The following is a 26126-nucleotide window of genomic DNA, read 5'->3' as shown; positions in this document are numbered from 1 at the left end:
CTAATCTATCTGAACGATATCAATGGACTCAAGATCCCACTGCCACGTTTCAGGCGTTTGCGCAATGGGGATCATTTTTATACAGTCGACAGGGCATGGGTCGACACATAAATCGCACCCCGTGCATTCGTCGGCAATAACGGTGTGCATTTGCTTGGCCGCGCCGGTGATTGCATCAACCGGACAGGCCTGAATGCACTTCGTACAGCCAATGCAGTCCTCTTCAACAATAAAAGCGACTTTGGGTGTGTTGTCCGATGCGTGTGCTTGGTCGAGCGGAATTGCTTCAACACCCATTAAATCCGCGATTTTTTTAATCGTATCTTCACCACCTGGCGCGCATTTATTAATGGCATCACCATCGGCAACCGCTTTAGCGTAAGGTTTACAGCCTGGGTAGCCACATTGCCCACACTGGGTTTGCGGTAACAGCGCATCAATTTGTTCAACCAGTGGGTCGCCTTCAACTTTGTATTTTACCGAGGCAAAACCCAGGAGTGCACCAAAAGCAGCGGCAAGTAGACCAAACACGACGATTGAGAGCAGAAATTCCATTATTTAACTAACCCCGCAAAGCCCATAAATGCCAACGACATAAGTCCCGCGGTTATCATCGCAATAGCAGCTCCTTGGAACGGCGCAGGTACATCGGCATTAGCGAGTCGCTCTCGCATGGCGGAGAACATAATCAACACAATGGAAAAGCCTACCGCGGCGCCAAAACCGTACACAATCGATTGCAAAAAGTTGTGCTGTTCGTACAAGTTGAGCAGGGCCACCCCTAATACGGCACAGTTTGTGGTGATCAGTGGCAGAAAAATGCCAAGCAAACGATAAAGGTTTGCCGATGTCTTTTGTACTACCATCTCGGTAAATTGCACCACCACGGCGATCACAAGAATAAAGCCCATGGTTGTCAAGTATTCTAAACCAAGTGGTTGAAGTAAGTAGGTACTAAATAGATAACTGAGTAGAGAGGCTAGGGTAAGGACAAAGGTTGTCGCCAGAGACATACCAATTGCGGTTTCGGTGCGCGACGAAACACCCATAAACGGGCAAAGTCCCAGAAACTTAACCAAAACGAAGTTATTTACTAACACCGTTCCAATCAAAAGTAATAAGTAATCAGTCATTTATCTGTATTTGTAGAAATCTATGCGGTTATTATCCTAGTTTATAGACAATTTAACAACTTGTTGTGTGTAAGGTTATTTTTGATTGGGTGTTTTTTGCGCGAGAAGTTGCGCTGAGTTTGCTGTGTCGTCGCCCTGAAGGCACGAAAGCGCGTTAAAGCGCTTCCGGTTTACCTAAGTAATAGCCTTGGCTGCCGTCGACAAAAATTTCATCTAAGGCGTATTTTTCTTCCTGAGTTTCAACACTCTCGGCTAATACTCGCACACCGAGGCGGTGGGCCAAGTCGATCATCAAGCGCAAGAAGTACTGATTGTTTTTGCTCAGATGCAAATCTCGGGTGTAACTGCCGTCCATTTTGACGTAGTCAGGTTGCAATTCATTAAAGAATTTAAATGAAGTCATACCTAAGCCAAAACGCTCCACACAAATGCGAGAGCCAATGCGGTGTGCCATATCGATAAAATACTTACTTCCGCGAATATTTTGCTCTAAGCCGAATTCACTCACTTCAAAGACCAAGCGAGCAGCGATGTCGTGTTCTTTTAACAGGCGGCGTTCCAACCAAATCACAAAGTGCTCGTCGTGAATTGAACGAATCGATAAGTTAATACCAAACATTTGTTTGGTTAAGTTTTTCGATTTGATCTCGGACAAGGTTTTTTCTATTACAAGGCGATCAATTAACACCATTTTGTCTAATTTTTCCGCCATGGCAATAAATGTCGCGGTAGGCAATATATCACCTTCAGAACTGGTAAAGCGCGACAGCACTTCATGGTAAATTCGGTTGTTGCGACCACTTGGTTGAATCAGTTGCCCTAATAATTTAACACTTTGATTTTCTATAACAAAGTCAATCTCTTTGCTCCAGTTTTGGTTACCAAGGGCACCGCGCTCTTGTTCTTGGAGCGCGCTTTTACTCGGTGCATACCAGGAGTTTTTGTTGCGCGTTTGTGCCATGCTGATGGCTGAATCAGCCAAGGCCAAATGCTCGCCCAGCGGGCGCTTGGTGTCTAGGTTGACTAAACCCGAATAGGCGATCGAATCATAATCAGTCAGTTGCTGGTACTCGTTAAATAAACCAGTTAGTTCGTCGCAGTAACTTTGCGCAACTTTTAGCGTAGTATTGGGTAAAAAGGTTGCAAAATCGGAGCCATTTAAACGATAAACCTTCGCACCTTCAATGTGTTTACAATGGGATTTTAAGATGTTAGCGATTTGACAGATATAGCGATCGCCTTCCATGTAACCGTGTACTTTATTGATTGTTGACAGCTCGGAACTTCGCGTGACCACAAGCACGCCAAAAAATGACGCGCCGTGGGTTTTACTGTAGGTATCGAAGTAATCAATAAAACCACTGCGATTTTCTAACTCGGTTAGTGGGTCTACATAAGCCGTTTGCTCTAATTGTTGGGTGCGAATAACTTTTTGGGCGATGAAGGTTTTCAGTTCGACCAACACATTGTTTACATCGGAAAACTCAGTTGGCAACGACAACTGAGTACCCGTATCGCGATTTTCGATAGCGGTTTTTATGTCGCTGGCAATGTTCTGAGACAGCTTTTGCGATGCTTTGCGATAAGCTCGGCTGACCATTTTCGAGGTGATCAGAGAACTTGCAAATAACAACAGCAAACCGACTGCCGCTATAAACACAGTAATTTTGTAAAATACGTTGTACAGCGCATCATTGTTAGTTTTGAAGAGAACTTTAATCCCTACGTTGTCGTTAACAATTCGCGTTGGTTCGATATCTGCACCAAACAGTGACAACGGCGACGTCCCCGCACGGGCATTGCGATAGCTGTAAATCGGCTGGTTATTTAAGTCAGTGATATTGAGCTGATCGTAATCAAAGGTCAGCTTTAGTTCTTTGGCAAAAGCTTTTACGTTATCGCCTGTGTAGTTTTGAATGAGTTTATTCAGAGTTGTCTTGTGGTCGCTTTGTGCACCCTCGACAAAACCTTTGAGACTATACATACTGAAGATAGCGTAAGCGATCGCTACGATGACAGTAATAAGCAAATTCTTGAAAAATATTCGAGAAAATGAAGACATAAATAAACCCTGTTGTAAAAGCCACCAAGCCGGCGCCATAGCGGGTGAGGCGACTTATTTTTGTTGTTAAATTCCCTTACTAATTACAGTCATCGCTCGTAAATGTCATGCTATTTAGAGTGTGTTCTTCAGCGTTGATACACATATGCGAATTGCACTTGATTAAAAAAATCAGACAACTGGTATTTAGACTCGTATAACATATTAAAAATACGCTATAAAAGCAATATATTATTATTGCTGATTGAGTCAAATTTAACTTCGTTACTCAATCGCATTTTTTAACTAGTATGCTGATTTGTAATATAATTTTTTTATCTGTTTCACGTGGTGTAGCGAGTCGACACCCCGTGACGGGAAGTGCTTTCGCGAGCTGATTAACTGATTGATTAGTCGATTGATTAGTCGAGCGATTAACGCGGGCGGTTGACGTGCGCTGTAATAAGGCAAGCTTTCGGCTGGCTTTGTCACCAATGTAAGCGCATCTGCGGTGATGATATGTAGCTGTTGTACTCGTTTTACCGATGCGTGCTAACGGTGCTAGTGTGCCTGCGGTGGTCAGTGTGCTTTGATGGTCAATCAACTAGCAATCGCTCAGTGCTAATTCCGGTTTGCTAATAGGCTTTTCTTGGGGGGAACACCATTGATTTTTATTGATGTTAGTCAGTTTGTTCAATTATCAATGGGGACAATGCAGGCTTTTTGCAACCCCTATTATAGTGGTGCTTAATGGACATTTTTTTATAACGCGCGCGTTAATCATTTGTTACACTAGACATTCTACATGACATTAGTTTAAAGGTTTATGACTTTACTCATTATTTATTTGGTAATTGCCATTGGCGTCTCATTTTTGTGTTCGATACTCGAAGCGGTATTGTTGTCTATCCCTCCCAGTTATATTGCGGAAATGAAAAAAGCAGGGCGTGGCGCCATGTTGTCAAAAATGAAGGGCAATCTGGATCAATCCATTTCCAGTATTCTCATTCTCAACACCTTTGCTCATACCATGGGGGCTGCCGGTGTTGGAGCTCAAGCGATAAAAGTCTTTGGCGACAAATGGGAAACGTTGATCGCGTTTTTATTGACCCTGGCGATATTGTATTTGTCTGAAATTATTCCCAAAACGCTCGGCGCAACGTTTTGGCGACAATTGGCCATTCCGTCGGCGTACATTATTGCCGTACTGGTTAAATTGGTGTTTCCATTAGTGTGGTTGTCAACGCGCATTACTCGCCTGTTTTCATCGAAGGGCAGTTACAGTACCTCGCGGGAGGAAGTACTAGCGGTCGCGAGTTTAAGCTATAAAGACGGTGCGATTGTCAGTCAAGAAAATCAGTTGGTGGAAAACATATTAACGCTACGCGAGGCGAAAACCTCAGATATATTGACTCCTCGTTCCGTTGTACATGCCCTCAATGAGGATACCAAAGTGGTTGATGCGTTAAAAACCGAGCAAACAGCGGTATTTACCCGTATCCCTATTTACAAAGACAGTATTGATAACATCACCGGGGTTATCATTAAAGGCCAATTGTATGAAAATGATCGACAGGGTAATGGCGATTTGCAACTCAAGGCAATCAGTAAACCCATACACCGTATTTCTGAGAACTTTCCGGTACTTAATTTACTCGACTTGTTTATCAAGCGCGGCGAACACATCTTTCTGGTTGAAGATCACTTTGGTCAAACCGCCGGTATTGTCACCTTAGAAGACGCCATCGAGACCATCTTGGGGCGTGAAATTGTTGATGAAAGTGACAGAGTCGCCGATATGCAAAAGCTTGCGCGCAGCAAATATCGCGAGCGTTTGCGCAATAAGTTAGAAAAATAGTACGCCGGTGTAGTCGTGCAACGGTGATGGGGTTGATACTGCAGCATCAACTTAGGTTATTGACGCTGTTGCTAAATCACGGTCAGCAACCAGCATTGTCGCGTTGCCCGTTGATAATCTTTGACGCGGTTGATCTTTGAACGATACCCGCGTTGTAAAAATTGCATTCACAACGCGCTTAGACCTTGTCATAATAGCTTGTAATCACTGATAAAACAGCTCGCGTTTTAGGGAATTAGCGGTGCCGCAAACAAAGTTACGACATTTTTATATTGCTGAAGATCAGTCGATATATCTACTGAGTTCAAAAGATGCAGCCAAACTGAAGCGATGGATAGAGTTGTGTATGCAGCAACTCAATCAGCTTGGTTATAAGCAGGTCAAAATGTTGGGGAAGGGGGCCTACGGATTTGTTTTTGAGGGGATTGATGACAATCAACAACAACACGTCTTTAAGTTTTCCCGTTTAGACTTACCGTTGCACGTACAAGACCGCCTAGAAGACGAAGCACAAATGCAAAGTGCGCTGTCTCATCCCGCTATCCCAACCTTGTATGACTATTTAAAGATCAAACGACAATCGATTATTCACATGAGCCGAGCCAAGGGTGATGATCTCGAGGTGATTTCACTGCGCAGCGGACCCTTGCCACCTGAGCAAATTGTTAATATTACCATTCAACTGATCGAGCTTTTGTCTTATATCTCCAACCCTGACAACAATCGCATGGGAAAGCCCATAGTTCACGGCGATATCAAACCGTCTAATATTGTTTGGGATGAATCAACACAAACTCTGCAGTTAATTGACTGGGGCTCATCGGTGTGGGCTCAGGTTGACAAAGACTCAAATACGACGGCAACCAATGTGATGGATTTAATGAGTAGTGATGTTCAACAAACCAATTCACGCATGGGCGATATTTACTTTATCGGTGAAGAGCAGTTGTCGGGGGCATTGTCGTCGCCCCGGTTTGATGAGCAAGGTATGGCGGCAACGATTTATGCATTGGCATCTGGCCAGTCGTGTCGTTACGGTTACAAAGTGATCACCGCCTGTTCTTTGGGTTTGCCAGAAGTACTGGCCAAGTCATTAGATGCGATGTTGTCAAATGACATGCAATTGCGTAGAGACGGTGCGGATTACTTGTTTAAGAATGTCGGCTTGTTGAAAAAGTTGGTGCTCGCTAAGCAACAGAGCAAGGCGCTGATTAGTCCGTTGATCCCCGTTTCAATTAACGCTGAACTCGGTGAAATTGAAACGGTCGTCTATGGCTCGCGTAAGTCGTTTTTGCGCGAGCAAGGTAGTCAACAAAGTTTATACGACGTCGATGATGTTCAGTTGGAAAAATACTATAAAAACTACCTTGCAGGGATGGGAGACACGGAAAAAGCATTCATTGCAGCGGTGAGCCGTTTGGGCAAGTACCCTGTAGTTGGTGGGCTAGCCATACGCTGGCAAAAAGAGGGCGTATACATAGACTCCAATTTAACATTGTGCGACCCTTCGGTTGAGTACGCTTTTAACGCCTCGGTAAATAATATGATCAATTTGGCGCAAGGTATTTTTCGCGTTGGTATCTTCAAATCTTGCCTGTTCAACGCCAAGGACACCCTGCACTTTGAACGTGAGCAGCGACGATTACCGTTTACCAATGACGGGCAAACAATTCCTTTTACGGTGTCCAAAATTACCGATTTGAATAATGTCTCTCAACTGCATTCCTATTTTGAAGACGGCAAAGATCCTGACGAGTATTTGCACCTTGGCGATGATATTATGGCGGTGTTAAAAGAGATGAACGGTATTCATCACACCGGCTGTATTATCTTTGAAGTGTTAGAGCGCCATTTAAAAATTCACAGTTCTCTGATGTTACTTGATCACAGCAAACATCAGCAGTTTGAGCGGTGTTTGCACAAGCTATTGGCTTTGTTACCGAGTATTGATGATCTTGGAATCGCCGGCTTTATGAAGTTGCCTTATAAAGATACCCGCTTTTTTGAGCATATTAGCCAGCTACCAGAGCACTTTTATCCGCGCAATCCAAAGCAGAGTATAGACAACCGTATAATTTGCGGTTAACCCAAGAACAATCGCTTCGCGGTTATCTCGACCGCACGGCGCATTGACTGGCAGATTTACCATCAGCGATAAACAACAATCAGTATGACTTCATCACTCACCTTATATGCGGGTAAAAAAGCATATCAAACGATTCGCCAATACGGCTTAAAGCAAGAGCTATTTTCAACACTTGTTGGCGCCAGTGGAGGGCCTAAGTGGTTTGTTTTAGCCGGCCTCGACCGTTATTTTTGTGGAGAGTTTTTTAAATACCGAAAAACTGACATCGCCACCTTGGGCTCATCGGCAGGCGCGTGGCGATTTAGTTGCTATGCACAAACCGATAAATTGGCGGCAATTAATCGATTGATCGATGGGTATGCCCATTTGAGCTATCCGAAAAATGCGAATAAACAACAAATTAGCGCGCAAAGTGAGCAGCTGCTAAGTTATGTGTTAGGAGCCACTGGCGCGCAGCAAATTGCCACCAATCCGTTGGTACACAACCACATAGTGGTTGCTCGCAGCAAAGGGTTAAGTCGGTTTGAAAACACCTTTTTACAAGCCTCTGGATTACTGGCCAGCGCCATTGCCAATCGAGGTGAACGACGCAGACTGTCACGGTTTTACCAGCGGGTGATTTTTTCACAGCAAATGCAGCAGCCGCCATTTGATTACCGCGACGGTATTGATTCTGAGCAAGTCGCATTAACACCAACCAATGCGTTTCACGCATTATTGGCCACAGGTGCGATCCCGCTGTTGATTAATGGGGTGAGAAATATTGATGGCGCAAAACCGGGTATGTACCGTGATGGAGGCCTAATTGACTATCATTTTGATCAGCCCTTTTTAGCTCAACCGGTTGACATCAGCGCGGTCGATGACAGTCAATCGTCATCGCGACAAACCCTCGATGGATTGGTGATGTATCCGCATTTCGCTCATCAATTTAAGCCGGGTTGGTTCGATAAATACGTCAAGCATCGCTACAGTAATGTGAAACACTTTGACAACGTACTGGTACTCAGTCCAAGTGATGATTTTATCAATAGCTTACCGTATAAAAAAATACCCGATCGCACCGACTTTAAGCACTTAGCAGCACAACAGCGCAGTCAGTATTTTTTACAGGTGGTTCAACAAAGCGAAAAACTGGCCGATGAGTTTGACCAATTGTGCCACTCACCACCACAAAACATTCCACTGAAGCTGATATAGCGGTGTCGCTAATCGTGATCAGTACGACTGCTATGACTGTGGGTTAAAAATAGTTTGCTGTAAATGCCTGTGGCGTGTTCGTCCGTCATGCTTGATAAGTAGTCGGCAATGACTCGATGCGGGTTATTGCCAGTGTGACACGCTTGTTGCCACGCTTTACTTGTGTCGTGCGGTAACAAGCGCTCGGGATCGCTGGCAAATGCCTCAAACAGTTCCATTACGATTTGTTGGCCCTTGTATTCCATGCGTTGAATGGATGGTTGTTTGATCACAAAACACAACACGTAATCCTTAAAAATCTGCAGTGCTTTTTTAGGCGCGCTACTCAGCGCTGCATTAAAGCGCAATAGCGGTTCATCAAAGTTAACCTGTTGCTGTCGATTGACATCGATAAGTTCAATATGGGTGATCAAATAATTTACCAACATACCAATAGCATCTTTTTGTAAATAGCGCTTACCCGAAAACAGCTTGTCAAAAATCGAGTGGATGTGCTGCTGAATAAACGGCTCATCTAAATAGCTGAGCGGCGCAACCACGTGCTCGTAAAAACTCGCTTGGCTAACCATTTGGGTGACAATGGCATCTTCCATGTCATGAATACCATAGGCAATATCATCGGCTAATTCCATAATTGAGCAGTCGAGAGACTTGTAACAGGTTTTATGGTGTTTGTAATGGTTTCGCTTAATTTGTTGAAACAGCGTTTTATCATCATCACTAAGAGGCGATAAAATCCAGTCAACAATGGCTTTATCGTCTTGGTACAAACCTTTAGGCGGTGACCAATCGCTGGCCTTGAGTTGGCGAAAATTAGCAGGAGGGGTTTGTGCCTGTTGATTGGCTAAAAGATCAATAAATTGCGGATATTTGATCAAGCCCAATAAGGTGCGACGCGACAGGTTCATACCAAAGTGTTCGGTATATGGCTCGAGTTTGCTGACGATACGCAACGTTTGCCCATTACCCTCAAAACCGCCGAAATTGTGCATCATAAAGTTTAAGGCAATTTCACCTCCGTGGCCAAACGGCGGGTGACCGATATCATGCGCTAGGCACAATGCTTCTATTAATGCGTCGTCATTTGGCAGAAGTTGGCTACATTGTTGTCGGTACTTATTGCGCAATTGCGCACAAATGCCCGAGCCAATTTGCGCGGCTTCTAACGAGTGGGTGAGCCTAGTGCGATAAAAGTCGCTTTGGCCCACACCCATCACCTGGGTTTTCGATTGCAGGCGACGAAACGCCGCGGAGTGTAAAATACGTGCTCTATCGCGCTGAAAAGGCGACCGATGGTCGTCTTGACGAGTGTGTATGCCAAGTGCTTGTCGATCGCTCCAGTCACCATTCATAAAAGCTATCCAGTTATCATGTTATGTCTCTAACATACTGAACTTGCACTAATTAAGCAATTTATCGTAATCACTTCGACGTCTAGTTTTACAGCATCTATCAGATTACTGGTGATAGTCTTGTCTAAAATGATCGACCCACATGGCGGTGGCACCGCAAATCGCAACCGGCATGACGATGAGGTTTACAATGGGCACCATTGCAGCAAAGGTGACGCAAATACCAAAGCTAAAACACTTACCTTTGTGTTCGGCTAGTTTGGAGCGCATATCGGTAAAAGCGATTTTGTGATTGTCAAACGGGTAATCACAATATTGAATCGCCATCATCCAGGCGACAAAGACAAACCAGATAATTTGACCAAAAAACGGCAACGCCCATAGCACGATGAAAAAGCCAATGGCGCGAGGCAGGTAATACTTTAATTTGCACCACTCGCGAGATAAGGTGCGCGGAATGTCCTTAATAACAGCACTCAAACCACCGTCGCTGAGTTGTTGGCCAGATAACAGTTGTTCCATTTTTTCACTGAGTAAGCCATTAAACGGTGCGGCTATCCAGTTGGCAAACGTCGAAAAGAAAAACGAAAAACAAATCAGCGCGGTAATATAAAGTAACGGTTCAACCAACACCACTAACCAAGCCCAGTCGCCTCCTAACCATTGTTCAAAACCAAGCATAATCTCCGATATGTATTGGCTCAAGTAGTAAAACGCGACAGAAAAAATAAGCAAATTAACTAATAGAGGCACAAATACAAATCGACGAATGCCTGGCGTTCTTATTAATTCAAAACCTTTAAAAAAATAGCCTGCACCATTTTGGGCGATTGGCTCATAGCGCCTGCGGTTCATACGGTATCCTTGTAATTACTGAATCTGTAACTCGCTGCCTAAACACCACGTGACAACCGATACCGGACTTGGTTGGTGTCAATCGAGCCAGCGAGAGAGCATATTTTTTAGTATAACGAATTAAGCTTTGGCAACAACAGCGAAAATTGTTACAAAGCGTGAGTTTATTTGGTAAAGTAAACGCACAGTAACAGGGCTAACCGCCGGCTCAGCGGTAGGTGTGATTAACTGTGTGTCCTTACAATACTGACAACGATAATAATAAGTAACCCATATTTATACGAACCTTTGCATGCGGCTCAAGAAAATTAAATTAGCAGGATTTAAGTCTTTTGTAGACGTCACTCAAGTGCCGTTTGAAACTGACATGACTGCTATTGTGGGACCTAATGGCTGCGGCAAATCAAATATCATTGATGCTGTGCGCTGGGTTCTCGGCGAGAGCTCGGCGAAAAATTTACGCGGCGACTCAATGACCGACGTCATATTCAATGGTTCAACAGCGCGCAAGCCTGTTAGTCAAGCCAGTGTTGAATTGGTTTTTGACAATTCATCGGGCAGCATACAAGGGTCATTGGCCAATCGAAGTGAAATTTCTATTCGACGCGTCGTTAACCGCGATGCTCAAAACACCTATTACCTCAATGGCAGTAAATGCCGTCGCAAAGACATTACGGATATATTTTTAGGCACGGGTTTAGGACCGCGCAGTTACGCAATTATCGAACAGGGCATGATTTCTCGGTTGATTGAATCAAAACCGCAAGAATTACGGGTGTTTATCGAAGAAGCAGCAGGCGTATCAAAATACAAAGAGCGCCGCCGAGAAACTGAAAACCGCATCCGACACACAAGAGATAACCTAGCTCGACTTGCCGATATTCGCCAAGAGCTGTCTCAACAGATAGAAAAATTGCACGCACAGGCTGAGGCAGCGACTCGCTTTCGCCAATTAAAACAGCAAGAGCGACAACTCAAAGCGCAGCTTGCTGCCATCCGTTACCGCGAGTGTCAAAACCAATTGACGGCGCTGATGCGCCAGCGAAGCGAGCAGCAAACGCTATTGGAACAGCACCGAGCCAATTACGCGGCAGCGGAAAAAGACATTGTTGCAACTCGTGGTCAACAAGTGACGGTCAGTGATGAACAGCAACGCCTTAACGACAAAATATTATCAGTCACCTCGAGTATTGCCGGTATTGAGCAACGCATTAAGCACTTCAAAGAAAAGCGCCAAAACGATGAGCGCACATTAAACCAACTAGAGCAGACGAAAACCAAAACAGAGGCGCTAATTGGCAATCATCAACAGACCCAACAGCAGTTGCAACAACAACTGGATCACATTGCCGCTGAGTTATTAGCGACCAACGACCAGCTCGCACAGCTCAAAGCTGAACAAGCACAAATGACTGACCTGCAACACGATTGGCAGCAGCGTTGGGACGCATGTCAACAACAAAAAGCAGAGCATGACAAGCAGTTGGCAATTTGTGAAAACCGATTGCAGACGGCACAGCAGGCCCAACAACAAACCAGTCAGCGTTTAGACAGTTTGCACAGTGAGCTGGCTCAATTAGATATCGAAGAGCAACAACACGCTGTGACGCTGCTGGTCGAAAGTGAAAAGCAACTTGCTCGTGATGTGAGTCAACATCGTCAACAGGTTAATGAATTAGAACAACAGGTTACAGCTATACAGGCCAGCTTGGCGGAACAACAACGCGATGAGCAACACCTTTTGCGGCAGTGCGATAAGTTGCAATCACAAATGGACGCTTTATCGGCAGCGCTCAATGAACAAGCCGACTGGCAATTAGAGCAAGCGCGTTGGCTTGAGCAATACGGAGAAAACGGAACGCCGACATTGGCTCAGCAGATAGATGTTGAACCCGGTTGGGAGCTAGCGGTAGAAATGGTGTTGGAGCATTTTTTAGCCGCGAATTTGGTTGATAACTGGCCAGCATGTGTTGATGTATCGAAAGTGGCGCTAGTCAAAAATACTCAGATGCTAGGTGAACACGATTGTACATTGGATGGAATGAGTAAACCGGTGCCACTGGCCAATCGCTTGGCCAAGCTCAGTCGACTAGACAGCAAAGTAACCAATGCTGGGGCGCTAGCCAACACCTTAAATAAGGTGCTTATTATTGATAGTTTGCAGTATTTAGATGACTACGTGGCGTTATTGCCAAATGACCAGTTTTCTCTGATCAGTAAAAGCGGGCTTTGGTTATCTACATCTTGGATGAGAAAAGGTGTGCTAACCGACAACCAAGGCCAATTAGCGCGAAAAGCGCAATATCGCTCAGTAAAGCAAGCGTTGGCTGAGGCAGAACAAGACTTAAGTCAGTGTCAACAGCGCTTGCAGCACGACCAGAAACAGCTTGATGAGCAGCAAACAGCACTGTCAACGTGGCAAACCACATTGCAAAATACTCAAGAGCAATGGCAGCAACAGCAACAGACGTTGCAATTGAATCAGCAAGCGCTGCAGTTAAAGCAACAGCAACAAACGCGAATTAGCGCACAAATTGAGGCGTTAACAGCACAGTGCGAACAAGAACAACAGCATTGTTTAACGGTGCGCAATGAACAAAAACAGCTTGCCCAACTGTGTCAAAACGATGCCGCTGCGGCCAAGCAACTCGCTGAGCAAAAGCAACCGTTGTTAGCCCGATCTGCGCACTTGTCTGAACGATACCAGCACGACGCAGAACGCCAGCAGGCGCTGATGTTGGAGCAACAGAAACTGGTTAGTGAGAACGAGGCAAGTCGTCAAGCGATGCAACGCGATCAGCAGCAACTGGCCGATATTTGTCAGCAAATAGCAATGCACCAAAGCGATGCTAAAAGCAGTTTACAACCGTTGCAACAGGAGCAAGTTAACCTGCAAGGGTTATTAGAGCAACGCTCAGCCTTAGACAGCGAGCAAAAAGCGATTCATTTGCAGTTGCAACAAACTCATCAACAGATTGAAGAGTTAAACGCTCGGCAGCAACAACTTGCTAAGTCGATATCGGATTGTCAACAGGTAATACAAAAGTTTGATATCGACAGTCAAAGTTATAAAGTCAAAGCAAGTGCCGCCAGCGACCAGTTGCTCGAATTGAATCAACACATGGACGAGGTCATCGCGTCGCTTGATAGCAAGGCATCAGAAAGCCAGTGGAACGTAAAGCTGGCGCGTGTGGCCAAGTCTGTGACCAAACTCGGCGCGATCAACTTAGCCGCTATTGAAGAGTTTGAACAGCAGTCGCAGCGCAATCGGTTTTTACAACAACAAAACGATGACTTACAACAGGCCTTAGCAACGTTGGAGTCGGCTATCGCAAAAATAGATAGAGAGACTAAAGCCAAGTTTAAAGACACCTTTGAGCAAATTAATAGTGATCTTAACGTATTGTTTCCCAAGGTTTTTGGTGGGGGTAGTGCGCATTTAGAGTTAACATCTGATGACCTACTTGACACTGGTGTGAGCATTATGGCTCGACCGCCAGGCAAAAAAAATAGTACCATTGCCTTACTTTCTGGTGGTGAAAAAGCGCTAACCGCATTATCATTGGTGTTTGCCATATTTAGACTCAACCCCGCGCCGTTCTGTATGCTCGATGAAGTGGATGCACCACTGGACGATGCCAATGTTGGACGGTTTTGCAAATTGGTTGAAGAAATGTCGAAATCGGTGCAATTTATCTATATCAGTCACAATAAAATCGCCATGGAAATGGCTTCGCATTTAACTGGAGTAACTATGTTTGAACCTGGAGTTTCAAGAATGGTCGCTGTAGATATTGACGAAGCAATCGCAATGGCAGAAGCAGTGTAAACAGGCTTGGTAATGGAATTAAGTTTCAGAGATATATTAATAATTATAAGTGTTGTCGTTATTATCGCGATTTATGTCAACGGACGTCGCAAAATTCACAAAGGCGGCAAAAACCCAATCAAGTTGAAATCGGCAAAAGTCGAGGAGCCAGATCCTAATTTACCAGAACGTGAGTTTGGCGATGATGGCTTAGACCAGTTTGGCGTTGGTATCCCCAAACCTATTCACCTTGACCAACCGGTATCTAAGGCCAGTGAAGAGACATTGCAGGCAATGCGGGGTCAGACGCCACCAATGACCAGTGAAGACGATTTGTATGCACAAGCACCGTCACTAGATGACGTTAATGAGCTGGTGCAACAGCAAGACAGTCGAGTAGCTGCTGCCCATAGCGCGACAGTAACGGCTAAGCCAAGCGGGAAAGATTCACTCAGCCCAAGCGATGAACAGGTCGTAGCGCAAAAAGAATCCGTTGAGGAGTTAATTACCGAGGATTTGGATACCGAAGACTTATTTGCTCAGTTTAACGATTTTGAACAAAACCCTCCGGTGATGAAGCAATCGACAAATCAGCGCAGCGACAATCGATACACCGCCTTTGAACAGCAAACCAGTTTTGATGATCAGCTGTTGGTTGCCGACCGAGATATTGAGCACACGGTATCTGAACACGCCATATCTGAGCAAAAAGTGCAACCGAGTGTGTCATCTGCAAGCGCAGGTCAGCACGATGTTGACGACCTGGAAACAATCAAACCAACTATCAGTGCGCACGAGGCAAAGTATTCGTCAGCAACGGATGTGAAAGTGACAACGCCTAGCAAACGCGAGCAAATCGATTTTGACTTTGAGCAGCAAGAACAAACCAAGCAACCACCACTTGAACAAGAAGTATTGGCGTTATCGGTAGAGATGCCCCAAAACCGCGAAATTAGCGGTGCTGAATTGTTACCCTGCTTTTTAACCTTAGGTTTAAAGTATGGTGAGATGAATATTTTCCATCGCCATCAAGACAACGCCGGCAATGGCCAAGTGACGTTCTCGGTAGCGAATATGGTTAACCCTGGAACGTTTGATTTAGACAATATGGAGCAGTTCTCAACTCGTGGTATCACCATGTTTATGACTTTACCGAATGCCGCCGACCCACAGACGGTATTTAGTCAAATGTTAAATGCTGCCAAGCAAATAGCGGCTGAATTTGGCGGCAGAGTACTTGATGGTCAACGCAGTGTTATGACCCGTCAAACCGAGCAACATTACATCAGTAAAATTCGCGAGTTTGACCGCAAAGCACGACTTGCTGGTTATTAAGCAAGTCAATAGTCAAGCCCCGCAAGGGGCTTTTTAGCCTATATCAACCCCATTTTTGATGCGTGCGTACACTCGCTACAATCACCAGTAGGGGCGCACGATTTTCACAAACGCACTTTATACGTCGTCGACTTTTGCGTACAGAGGATTAACTATCATGATAGATGTCAGTTTTACTGAACAGCAATTAGCCATATTAAAGCAACTTGAGCAGCCGGTTGACGCTGAACAATTGCGTCATTTATTCAGTCTACCAACGTTAAACGAGACCGAGCTACTGCAGGTGTTAGAAGCTGCTAATGCTCTGTATCGCGCAGGTCAACCGGTGATCAGTGACAGCCAATATGACTTGTACATTGCCATGTTACAAGATATCGATGCATCACATCCGTACTTGCATCAAGTTGAACCTGAAGTGTTAGCAGAAGCGAAAACCGTGGAGCTGCCACAGCGTATGCTATCAACAGAAAAGGCCTATTCGTTGGCGGAAATTGAGAAATGGATAAAGCGAATTTTAAAGGCCGCCGAGGAAATTAATGTCGATAAAAAAGACATTCAAATAAGAGTGACGCCAAAACTCGATGGCTACGCTGCGTATGATGATGGAACCACGCTGTATACCCGTGGAGACGGTTTCCGCGGGCAAGACATTAGCCGAGCATTTGAACGCGGCCTGCAAGTCGCTGACCACGGCGAGCGCGGTTTAGGGCCTGGCGAAATTGTGATCAAAAAAAGTTATTTCGACAAGGTGCTAAGTGAGTTCTTTGAAAACTCGCGCAACATTCAAGCGGCGATTATTGCCGAGAAAAAAGTCGATAAAAATGTACAGCAGGCAATTGATGACGGCGCCTGTGTATTTTACCCCTTTGCTTTATTGACAAATCACACTGATCACTATTCAGCGGTCATTGAAAATTTCGACGCCATTGTCGAGCAAATGTGGCAAGCCGTCGACTTTGACATCGACGGGGTGATCTTAGAGACCACCAATGAGGCAATCAAGCAACACATGGGAGCAACGCGTCGCAATCACCGATGGCAAATAGCGTTTAAGGTCAATGAGGAATCGGCAGAAGTCGAGGTGCTCAATGTTATTGCGCAAACGTCGCGTACTGGGCGTATTTCTCCAGTTGCTGAGCTTGTGCCGACCAAATTAAGCGGTGCCACGATATCTCGTGTGACCGTACATCATTACAATATGGTAAAGACTAAACGAATCGGTCCTGGTGCGGTGGTGCAATTGGTGCGCAGTGGATTGGTTATTCCTAAAATAGAGCAAGTGATCAAGCCGGCTGAGCCGCAATTGCCCGAGAACTGCCCAAGTTGTCAATCGCATTTATTGTGGGAAGGCGATCACTTGATCTGTCCCAATAAAAGCGATTGCCCAGCGCAAACTGAAAACACCTTAATTCACTTTTTTAAGACGCTGGGTAATAACGACGGTTTTGGCCCGAAGGTGATTGAAAAACTTACCCAATACGGGGTTAAACACATTCACGACATTTACGCGTTAACAACACGTCGTTTAATGAGTTTTGGCTTTGGTGAGAAAACGTCACAAAACTTGATAGATCAGCTTCAGGCCAGTCGAGAGATAGCCGTTGAAGATTGGCGTTTTCTGTCTGCATTTGGCGTCAGTCGCCTTGGCGGAGGCAATTGTGAAAAACTGCTTCAACACCACGATTTACTCGATGTGCTGTCACTATCGGTTGATGAAATGGTAAAAATTGATGGCTTTGCCCAAGTTAGCGCCGAAGCCATTGTTGAGGGGTTAGCCAACATTAAAGATGAGTTTATCAAAGTGTATGAGCTCGGCTTTAATATTAGTGAAACGGTAAAATTGGCGGATAGTGACACGCTACAATCACCTATTGCTGGCGCCGTGGTTGTCTTTACCGGCTCAATGCAGCAGGGCAGTCGCGCCGATATGGAAAAGCAAGCGAAAGCACTGGGGGCGAAAGTGGCTAAGTCGGTATCGGGTAAAACCAACTTTTTGATCACTGGTGACAAGGTCGGAGAAACTAAAATTAATGCAGCTCGCGACAAAGGCGTCGAAGTGTTAACCGAGCAACAATACCTCGATTTAATTAACGGCCAATAAACGAGTACATTTAATAGCATTAACACTGAGTACCTTTTAAAAAAGCACTGTGTCGGTTACGGCTTTAGTTGATGAACGCAGCTAAAGCCGTAACTCTCTTCACCATTAGGCAAAACAAGGCTATGTTTGATTTATGTTTTGTTAGTCTTACTAATTCTCAAAAGCTTTTGAGTCATTAGGATATGGTTTAAGAGCCAGAGAACAGCCAAAATTTGGCTCGTTTGCGTCGGTTGGCGATATAGCGTAAGTTATTGATTAATAAATGCAGTGGCGCACGGCTGTTGCGAGCGATTTGCAGACCTTTTGCATTACGATAAAGAATGATGAAAAGTACCAATAGAATATTCATTACAATTTGTTTTTTTGGAACTTTAGGCGCTTTCATTGCTAGCTGTGCAGGTGCCGCGTCATACTTTGAGGCACGCAGTAAAGAAGTACCTGAATGGCTATTTCTTACAATAGTTTTAGTCTTTATGCCTTTAGATGGTTTCCTCACTAATCGATTTGTAAGAGCATTTTCAAATAATCACAAGAAATAGTGCTGCAAGCGTAAACCGCTTAGGTTAATTATCAACAAGCTACAAACAGACCTTTTTAATACTCACTATTAAGAATTAGAAAAACTAGTATGTTTAAATCCCTAGAGTGTCCTGATTGCGGCGCAATCAATTCTAAAGCAAAGCATTTCTTTGAATTTTCGGTACCGTCCCAGAAAGTGTGTCTCTCTTATTTTAATTTCAGTTTCAAACACTCTAGTTAAATAAGTTACTTTTCTCAAAACGACTTATTGGATATTGATAAGTCGTTTGGTTCATATCCAACGCAACCTTACTCAGAATGGTTAACACAGAATTGACACTGGGCATTGAGTTTCTGATTTTTAGTGTACGTTTGAATGATTTATTTAATCGTTCAATCCAGTTGGTAGTATAAATCATATTTCGGATCATCGGCTCAAAGTCCAAATAAGTCGCGTAATAGTGCATGTATAGCTCATCTGTAAACACTTTAAAGCTAGGATATCGTTTTCCCCATTTTTCATATAACCACTTCGCCCGGATCTGAAACTCTTCTCGATCATCAGACTGATCGTCTAAGTTGAATACAAACCTTAAATCCTCAGCAACATCACTACGATGAGACTTTTTCACTTTCTTTAAGATGTTGCGTTTCAAATGCAAAACACATTTTTGAATTCGACATTGATAATGCCGTTCTATGGCAGAATCTAAGCCTGATAGGTTATCAATTACAGCGAGATCGATTTGTCTAAGGCCACGTTCTTTTAAATCTAATAATATGTCATCCCAATTTGACGCCGATTCGGTTGGCGCATTGTAGATACCGATAACCTCTCGAGTCATATCATGCTTAACGGCCAGCACAATGTAATAGGCTTCACTAGAAACTGTTTCACGCTTTGTTTTGATAAATGTCGCATCAAGATAAATGATGGGATAGTACTCGCACAGCTTCTGCTTTCTGAAGTCCTCCATTTCTTTATAAAGACTTTTGGTGATGCGTGATACCGCACTTCGAGAGAGCTTTTGACCATAAATGGATTCGGTTACAGATTCGATATCTCGGGTTGTTAACCCCTTTGCGTAAAGTTCAAAACAAAGCTCATTTAACGTATCACTTTGCTCTCTCATTACATTGAGGATCCAAGGCTTAAATTGGTTTAGCCGATCACGAGGAACTTGTAGAGTTAAGGCTTCGCCAATGCCCAATCCTGTAACGGGCCTAAATCCATTTCCCTTATTTCCCTGCGAATTTCTGAGGTACTCTGAACGCTCAGCTTTCATAAAAGAGTTAAGCGCCAACTCTAAGACTTGGTTCAGACCACCAGGCTTTTCGATTAATGAATCCAATGCTGCTTGAATTTGTTTACTATTCAGCGTTAAATTAGTCATAGTCTCTCTCCGTTTCTTGTTGAATGTTTTTTGGTCGAAACTATCAACTAAACTAAGAGAGACTTTTTTATTTGTCCAATCGGACACACTTCAGTGGGACGGTATGGAATTTTCCCCAAATAAGTGTTTTAAATGTAAATGCAGTTATGGAGCACCTGTGCCAAGAAGGTTATCTTTATTAGCATTCTTTTGGGTATGGGCTACAGTACCAATCCATGGCCCTTTATTCCTATACAAGGGGCAACCAGACCATGAAGTCTTAATTTATATGGTGTCCTTATTTGCAGTGCCGTTAATTTATATGGGGGTTGTTGAATATCTCTACCCAAATACTAAGTGGGATAACAAAGCTGTTCCAAAAGAAAAGTCTAGGTTTTGGAAGTTATTTGGAATAAATTTTTCTGCGGTAGTTACACTTCACATAATAAACCTTTCCGTAACTTAAATTCTGAACGGCAGAAAATGGCACAAAGCTGCCGGTCAAGGCACATCGAAATTGAAGGAGATCCCATCCAAAAGCATGATGGGATGACGCTGAATTGTTTCTAATTATGTGAGCGACTTTGAATGGCACACAACAGGCGGTCACGTGCGTGCTACACACATGGTATTTTAGCTAGCTAAAACCTCCACCTCAGTAAACGGCTTGGTTTAAGCTTTCCTTTTTACTTTATAGCTGCGAGTACTCTGCTGCATTAGCACCGGATTACACAGTGTGTTTGTTCTGACAGCTAAACCGAAACGGATATCGACTCCTGCTAGTCTTTTGTGAAGTTATAACCTTTCGCTTGATTTAAACATTAACTTGCTGTTTGATAAGCCCATAGACACGAAAATGTATTGACCATGAAATCACGTCCCCTATTACTGTTATCGCTTATTTTATTAATGATCTTAAGCCCACATGATGGCGAAGCATCCAATACAGCCAATATTGTTATCGAGCAAGACGCCGTCACCTTGCCTTCATTGCAACGCAATAGGACGTTGCGAATTTACTTACCACCGTCATACCGTACGAGCGACACACACTACCCAGTGTTGTATATGCATGATGCCCAGAATCTATTTGACGAGAAAACGTCATATGCTGGCGAGTGGGAAGTCGATGAAACACTCGAACAGTTGTATAGCACCACAGGGTTTGAAGTCATTGTTGTCGGTATCGATAACAGCCCTAAGTTTCGCATAAATGAATACAGCCCTTGGACCCATGCACAATATGGTCGAGGCGAAGGAAAACAGTTTGTTGCCGATTTAGTGACGACGATAAAACCCTATATCGATCAGCATTATCGAACCAAATCCGATAAAGCTAATACGGCTATTTTGGGCAGCTCATTAGGCGCACTTATTAGTCACTATGCCTTAATTGCCTACCCAGATACTTTTTCTAAGGCTGGCTTGTTTTCACCATCGTACTGGTACAGTGATAAGGTATGGGCATTTACCCGTCACAACGCCGTTAACGTTGAACAGAGTCGATTATACCTATTGGTAGGCGGGCAAGAGGGGGAGAACATGGAATCTGATATGCGAGCAATGGCAGAACTATTAAAACAGTCGTTACCTAATACGTCAGCGGTGCATGCAAAAGTCGTTAGCCAAGGTAAACACAACGAAGGCTTCTGGCAGAGCGAGTTCAAACAAGCAATTGTCTGGCTGTACGGTTTAACAGAATAACCCTTCACTCAAATACGCAAATATTCAACACGTTGAAGCAAGGTGACACAGGTTCAGTTATCGAGCCTGACTGATATCGCAAGCACTGTGTGGCGGCTTAATCGACCACAGTTAACACACTTAAAAAGAGCAACCATGATAAGCCGGTGGTCTAAATTACCTCGTACGGTAAGTCACATTACGATGGACGCAGGTTAGGTCGCGTTGGCAATATCGTGCAGTGTGTCATTTTCTATTATCCGTCGCTTTGATTGATTATCTTCAGCGCCTATCCGATGCATTGCTTTGGCTAAATCCTCAGCGTCAATTGGTTGGTACTTTTTTAATGTCGAGCCAAATAAGCCGCCAAAGTAACGATTCACGGTTATGCCAATACTCTCTGCTAATCGAAATTGTGCTCGTTCACCTATCAAAAGCGATGGCCTCACTATGGTTACGTTTTGGAGCTGAGTGTTGCTTACCGCCGTTTCCATTTGTCCTTTACACCGAGTATAGAACGATCGGCCGTTTGGTTTAGCACCAATACTTGATATCACCACAAAGTGGCCAACGTTAGCCTGTTCACATTGCTTTGCAATGTCACTGATCAGGGTCACATCAATGTGGTAAAACTGACGCTTTGATCCCGCTTGCTTTAATGTGCTACCCAAACAACAATACACACAATCGATATCGTTCAGCGCCTTGTGTAGCTCACTTGTATCGTTAAAATCGGTAATAAGCTGCGTTAATTTGGCGGGCGACACGGGCAATTTTTGTCGCACAAAAGCGGTGATATGGTTGGTGTTAGGGTCGCTAAGCAATCGTTGTAATAACTTACTGCCGGTAAGTCCTGAGGCGCCAAAAATGGCGACCGTAGTATGTTTCATAAATATCTGCTCGATTATAATTTGAGTTTATATAAGACGTTTTTATCTTAATAAAAAAATATAAAAAAAACACTTGCAAATCTATAGTGCAGGTATAGTCGGGGGTAGAAAAAGTTATCCACTGTTTTTGTGTAAAACTTTGCTAATGTGTAAAATAACCTGACATTTCGTGCTGAAAGTCGGGTGAAATATTTTAAAACTATTGTAATGTTAAATATTCCTCACCTTACAGCCCTTAATTGATAAAAGGTTTGAAATTATAAACAAAGTTATCCACAGGGTTTTTTCCAATATTTAGCCGGTGAAAGTCGGTCGAGTTAACGCGTAAACAGAACAGAGTGAATAGCAGTCGAATATGGCATTAAATTGACAAATAGCTTTTTTATCAGCAGATAATAGCGATGTTGAAATACCTCTCTTTAAAACACTTAGTAAACGCAACTAATGTGTCTCATACCCTTGTATATATTAGTAATATTGAATGTCAGGATGAAACCAATGGGCAGCAAAGGGCGCTGTCACAATCCCTGTTGGCTTTGTCTTAGCACAGTGGGGAGTCTGTGTGAAAAGCCGTTGCCAGAGTGGATTTGAAAGTTTATTTGTAGGTCGATCAAAAAAACTTTCAAATGAATAGTTATGCAGTGAGGGGGGATTTACCCAACGAGTTATCAACAGAAAAAACGTGCATTTTAATAAAGAGTGTGATATCGGCTCGAGAATGACTGTCAGTCACCGACAATCGCACTCTTGATAGGCTTGTTTAGCAACCTGCTAATTTAGCGCGTTTGTTTAATATTGCTTTACTTTTTTCGACAGTAGTACACCGACTAACATCATTAATATAAAGGCCAGTATCTTATCGTGACCCGAGATTATGTTGGCCAGCGCCGGTCCAGGACAAATACCACTTATTCCCCAGCCGATACCAAAGATGGCACTACCGATAATCAATCGCTGATCAATTTTTGTTTTGTTACTCACGCTAAATTCGTCAGTGATAATCGGTTTTTGTCGACGTTTGATGATCAGCCAGTAAACAGCGCAAAACACGGTCAACGCTCCAACCATGACCAGAGCTAAACTTGCGTCAAAAGTGCCAAATAGGTCGAGAAAATTTAATACTTTATTTGGGTTGACCATTTGCGAAATGGTTAATCCAATAGCAAACAGCAGGCCACATAAAAAGGCAATCGTGTTGATAATGAAATTTGATGGCTGTGACGGCATTTTAACCTCCTATAACATGGCGCATGATAAATACGGTGGCGACGCCAAAACCCATAAAGATCAACGTTGCAATAATTGAACGTTTAGAGAATCGGCCCATGCCGCATATTCCGTGACCACTGGTACAACCCGAGCCATAATTAACGCCAAACCCGACTAACAGGCCCCCAACGATAATTTGAGACCAAGACAAGTCAATCGAAGATGGTAAATGAAAACCGAAAAACGCAGCGACGATCGGTCCGCATATAATTCCTAAAACAAAAAACAATTGCCAACTAATGCGGATGGGGAAGCGGCTGAAGGTATCGGCGAAAATACCGGAAATCCCTGCCGTTTTACCGATCAGTAGCAGTAACATAATTGACGCAAAGCCAAGTATTGCACCGCCAATAAGTGCGGTGTATGGCGTAAATTCAGTCATTTGGTTTCCTCATCTCAAGTAAATACAGTATGCAATGGGTGTAGACGCGCTTTATAACACAGCAATGAGATTTTAGGTATCGTCTATCAATACCCATTTGTTGTATATCATAACCTTTGTCTATGTTGTGGATTTAGCAATACGAGTCGAGCTAGGGCGTGCAACATAGGATTTAACCGCAACTATAGTCAAAATGCCGATATTTGCACGGTTCAGTGGCTCTCTTAATCACCGCGCAACAGACCTCGCTGACAGTAGTCAGTTGAATTAGCGCAATTGCTAAAAGGCGAGGTTTACTTTGCCTGTAAAAACAGTAAGTCTTGTTGTTGATCGATGTTAAATACAAACTGTCTGAGAAAGTTCATTCCCAATAACCCGTCAGTTTTGGTCATATTAGTCAGTGGCATAACCACTACCTCCAAATCACGCACTTGCCATGGGCCAATGGCAAATTGCTCGACGATGATACTAAACGCCTCTACTTCACCTGATGCGGTTCGGATCATCATCTCTCTATGAGCGGGGATTTCAGTATGCCGAGTGAGCTGTGCGTAGGTGCGCTCAGAGATCACTGTTAATGAGGCGCCGGTGTCGATCATCAGCCGTGTTGATAGCGCGTTATTGATGGTCGTATCCACCAATAGGTGATCTCGATCGGCAATTAGCGGGATACCTTCATTGCCGCGCAACCTCTGCTCTATGCGCTGTTGCAATTGTTGGTATTGCGTTTGAGCATCGGCTAGGTATTCAATTTGTTGTAAATAAGACAGCGCCGTATGTGCGTCGTCGAGTTGCAGGTAGCCATTGACCAAGTTGACAATATAATCTATTTGCAATCCCCGTTGAGCTAATAGACGTTCCGTTTGCTCTATTAATAAGCGCCAGTTTTGACGATCGATAACCCGCGCTGACCAATGGTGATAAACGCGGTCTATGTGGCTGCTCAATGCTTGCTTGCGCTCGGCGTCGAATTCGTTGAGTTCAAGGTCGATTAAGCGCTGCAAAACTTGCAAATCTCGACCTTGCTTTTGCCACAGCGTCAGTTGCAGTAAGCTGCTGTGATACTCAAACGGTTGCAGGTGAAGCATCGCATCAATAAAATCGGAAGCGATATTGAGGCGATTTTGCTCAATCATCGTTTGGCACTCAGCGAGCCAATTGTGCTTTAACTGCTCAGCGGTTTGTGGTTGTAGGTCATTAATGCTGGCGTATAAATCAACTGCCTGACTGAACCGGTAGCTATTAAAAAACTGTTGTGCTTTCGCGATCATTAAGTTGACCTGCTGATTGTCGCTGTAAAGCGAGTCATCAGTTGTTACTGGGTGTTTATGTTGGCTAGTTGGCTGTTCGTTGTGTCCCGTATTTCGTTGTGGTTCACTTGCAGACAGCAAGGTGTTAGCGTCTTCGCTCGTGCCATTTGGCAAGGCGACTAGGCGTGCTGTTCCTGCGTTATTCGCCTTAGCATCAGCGAGTTTTTGTTCAAGTATGACTTGGCGTTTAAGCAAGGTCAGGTTAATGAAGCCTGAGACCCCAAGGGCAAGCAGCAGTAGCGCAATCAGTTTGTTTTTTGCCATCGACTCAGATTCCCTTAGCCGTTGAAAACTATGTATATATTATTGGTTTTGTTAATGTGGCAAACCAACAGAGTTTTTGCAATAGCCTTAATTACATTGATGTACACCGGACGCGGTTGCTTTACGGTCGGTTAAAAATTTGCATTTCTCGTTTAATTGTCTTGCGCATTTCCATCAGTTTCATCGCCGTTTGATGTTGTTTTATATCGTCTTCTTCAACGGGCTGCCACTGCGGAATACTCACCGGGTGGCCACTTTCATCAACTGCCACCATGATCACAATACAATGGGTGGTAAGTCGCTTTGATAGCGATTTTGGATCACACGCCAGTACCTCTAATGCAATGTGCATTGACGTATTGCCGGTGTACACTACTTTTGCTTCGACTTCGACTAAATTACCAACGTGAATAGGAGAGACAAACTGAATACCACCAGCATAGGCGGTAACACAGTATCGCGAGCTCCATCCTGCGGCGCACGCATAAGCGGCCAAATCAATCCATTTCATCACGGCACCGCCGTGAACTTTACCACCAAAGTTGACGTCTTGTGGTTCTGCTAAAAAGCGAAGGGTAATTGCGCGTTGTGGTCCGGCCATAAGAGATCTCGATAAATACATAGTAAACAACAGTGTACCGCAAAATCCGTTGTGGTCTAGAGAGTT

The 26126-nt window shown here is 44.1% G+C and carries 19 protein-coding genes; 7 read left to right on the top strand and 12 right to left on the bottom strand.

The window, feature by feature from the left end:
* From rsxB to ACAY30_RS09000, 3 genes are all read right to left on the bottom strand, one after another.
* Window positions 1-555, bottom strand: a complete 555-nt coding sequence (rsxB, locus tag ACAY30_RS09010; RefSeq protein ID WP_290251048.1) for an electron transport complex subunit RsxB — start codon at window positions 553-555, stop codon at window positions 1-3.
* Window positions 555-1133, bottom strand: coding sequence for an electron transport complex subunit RsxA (rsxA, locus tag ACAY30_RS09005; protein ID WP_290251047.1), 579 nt, complete (start codon window positions 1131-1133; stop codon window positions 555-557). Before rsxA ends, rsxB begins: the two co-directional genes overlap by 1 nt.
* A 154-nt stretch (window positions 1134-1287) precedes the next feature.
* Window positions 1288-3195: an EAL domain-containing protein gene (locus ACAY30_RS09000; RefSeq protein ID WP_290251046.1), complete on the bottom strand. Its 1908-nt coding sequence runs from the start codon at window positions 3193-3195 to the stop codon at window positions 1288-1290.
* 805 nt (window positions 3196-4000) lie between these two features.
* Here ACAY30_RS09000 and ACAY30_RS08995 point away from each other — a divergent pair.
* The 3 genes from ACAY30_RS08995 (at window position 4001) to ACAY30_RS08985 (ending at window position 8318) form a co-directional block, all read left to right on the top strand.
* Window positions 4001-5032, top strand: a complete 1032-nt coding sequence (locus tag ACAY30_RS08995; RefSeq protein WP_290251045.1) for a CNNM domain-containing protein — start codon at window positions 4001-4003, stop codon at window positions 5030-5032.
* Window positions 5033-5273: 241 nt separating this feature from the next.
* Window positions 5274-7118 (top strand): protein kinase, encoded by a 1845-nt coding sequence (locus ACAY30_RS08990; protein ID WP_290251044.1) that lies wholly within the window; start codon window positions 5274-5276, stop codon window positions 7116-7118.
* 84 nt (window positions 7119-7202) lie between these two features.
* Entirely contained in the window at window positions 7203-8318 is a 1116-nt protein-coding gene (locus ACAY30_RS08985; RefSeq protein ID WP_290251043.1) for a patatin-like phospholipase family protein, read from the top strand.
* An 8-nt stretch (window positions 8319-8326) separates the two neighbouring features.
* On the opposite strand, the gene ACAY30_RS08980 is transcribed toward ACAY30_RS08985, so the two are convergent.
* Window positions 8327-9670, bottom strand: a complete 1344-nt coding sequence (locus ACAY30_RS08980) for an anti-phage deoxyguanosine triphosphatase (protein WP_290251042.1) — start codon at window positions 9668-9670, stop codon at window positions 8327-8329.
* A gap of 105 nt (window positions 9671-9775) precedes the next feature.
* On the bottom strand, window positions 9776-10525 hold the full coding sequence (gene cysZ, locus ACAY30_RS08975; protein WP_290251041.1) for a sulfate transporter CysZ: 750 nt from the start codon (window positions 10523-10525) through the stop codon (window positions 9776-9778).
* Between the two features lie 292 nt (window positions 10526-10817).
* Between cysZ and smc the strand changes: the two genes are divergently transcribed.
* The 3 genes from smc (at window position 10818) to ACAY30_RS08960 (ending at window position 17769) form a co-directional block, all read left to right on the top strand.
* A complete protein-coding gene (smc, locus tag ACAY30_RS08970; protein WP_290251040.1) occupies window positions 10818-14354 on the top strand; it encodes a chromosome segregation protein SMC in 3537 nt (1178 codons plus the stop codon).
* 12 nt (window positions 14355-14366) lie between these two features.
* Window positions 14367-15668 (top strand): cell division protein ZipA, encoded by a 1302-nt coding sequence (gene zipA / locus ACAY30_RS08965; RefSeq protein WP_290251039.1) that lies wholly within the window; start codon window positions 14367-14369, stop codon window positions 15666-15668.
* Between the two features lie 157 nt (window positions 15669-15825).
* The gene (locus ACAY30_RS08960; RefSeq protein ID WP_290251038.1) at window positions 15826-17769 is read left to right on the top strand and encodes a BRCT domain-containing protein; all 1944 of its coding nucleotides are present in this window, start codon (window positions 15826-15828) and stop codon (window positions 17767-17769) included.
* Window positions 17770-17956: 187 nt separating this feature from the next.
* On the opposite strand, the gene ACAY30_RS08955 is transcribed toward ACAY30_RS08960, so the two are convergent.
* The gene (locus ACAY30_RS08955; protein WP_290251037.1) at window positions 17957-18118 is read right to left on the bottom strand and encodes a hypothetical protein; all 162 of its coding nucleotides are present in this window, start codon (window positions 18116-18118) and stop codon (window positions 17957-17959) included.
* 403 nt (window positions 18119-18521) lie between these two features.
* Complete coding sequence (locus ACAY30_RS08950; RefSeq protein WP_371189880.1) at window positions 18522-19682, bottom strand: IS256 family transposase; 1161 nt, start codon at window positions 19680-19682, stop codon at window positions 18522-18524.
* 846 nt (window positions 19683-20528) lie between these two features.
* Here ACAY30_RS08950 and ACAY30_RS08945 point away from each other — a divergent pair.
* A complete protein-coding gene (locus tag ACAY30_RS08945; protein ID WP_290252128.1) occupies window positions 20529-21365 on the top strand; it encodes an alpha/beta hydrolase in 837 nt (278 codons plus the stop codon).
* A gap of 194 nt (window positions 21366-21559) precedes the next feature.
* On the opposite strand, the gene ACAY30_RS08940 is transcribed toward ACAY30_RS08945, so the two are convergent.
* The 5 genes from ACAY30_RS08940 to ACAY30_RS08920 all read right to left on the bottom strand — a co-directional run bounded on the left by ACAY30_RS08940 (window position 21560) and on the right by ACAY30_RS08920 (window position 26060).
* A complete protein-coding gene (locus tag ACAY30_RS08940; protein ID WP_290252129.1) occupies window positions 21560-22234 on the bottom strand; it encodes an NAD(P)H-binding protein in 675 nt (224 codons plus the stop codon).
* A gap of 789 nt (window positions 22235-23023) precedes the next feature.
* On the bottom strand, window positions 23024-23461 hold the full coding sequence (locus ACAY30_RS08935; RefSeq protein WP_290252130.1) for a YeeE/YedE family protein: 438 nt from the start codon (window positions 23459-23461) through the stop codon (window positions 23024-23026).
* A gap of 1 nt (window position 23462) precedes the next feature.
* Window positions 23463-23885, bottom strand: a complete 423-nt coding sequence (locus ACAY30_RS08930; RefSeq protein WP_290252131.1) for a YeeE/YedE family protein — start codon at window positions 23883-23885, stop codon at window positions 23463-23465.
* A gap of 293 nt (window positions 23886-24178) precedes the next feature.
* Window positions 24179-25459 carry a retropepsin-like aspartic protease gene (locus ACAY30_RS08925; protein ID WP_290252132.1) on the bottom strand — a complete coding sequence of 427 codons (1281 nt, stop codon included), beginning with the start codon at window positions 25457-25459 and terminating at the stop codon, window positions 24179-24181.
* A 121-nt stretch (window positions 25460-25580) separates the two neighbouring features.
* Entirely contained in the window at window positions 25581-26060 is a 480-nt protein-coding gene (locus ACAY30_RS08920) for an acyl-CoA thioesterase (protein WP_290252133.1), read from the bottom strand.
* Window positions 26061-26126: the final 66 nt, after the last annotated feature.

This window comes from Thalassotalea ponticola, assembly GCF_041379045.1.
GTDB lineage: Bacteria > Pseudomonadota > Gammaproteobacteria > Enterobacterales > Alteromonadaceae > Thalassotalea_A > Thalassotalea_A ponticola.
This window is presented reverse-complemented; position numbering and strand designations above follow the sequence as displayed.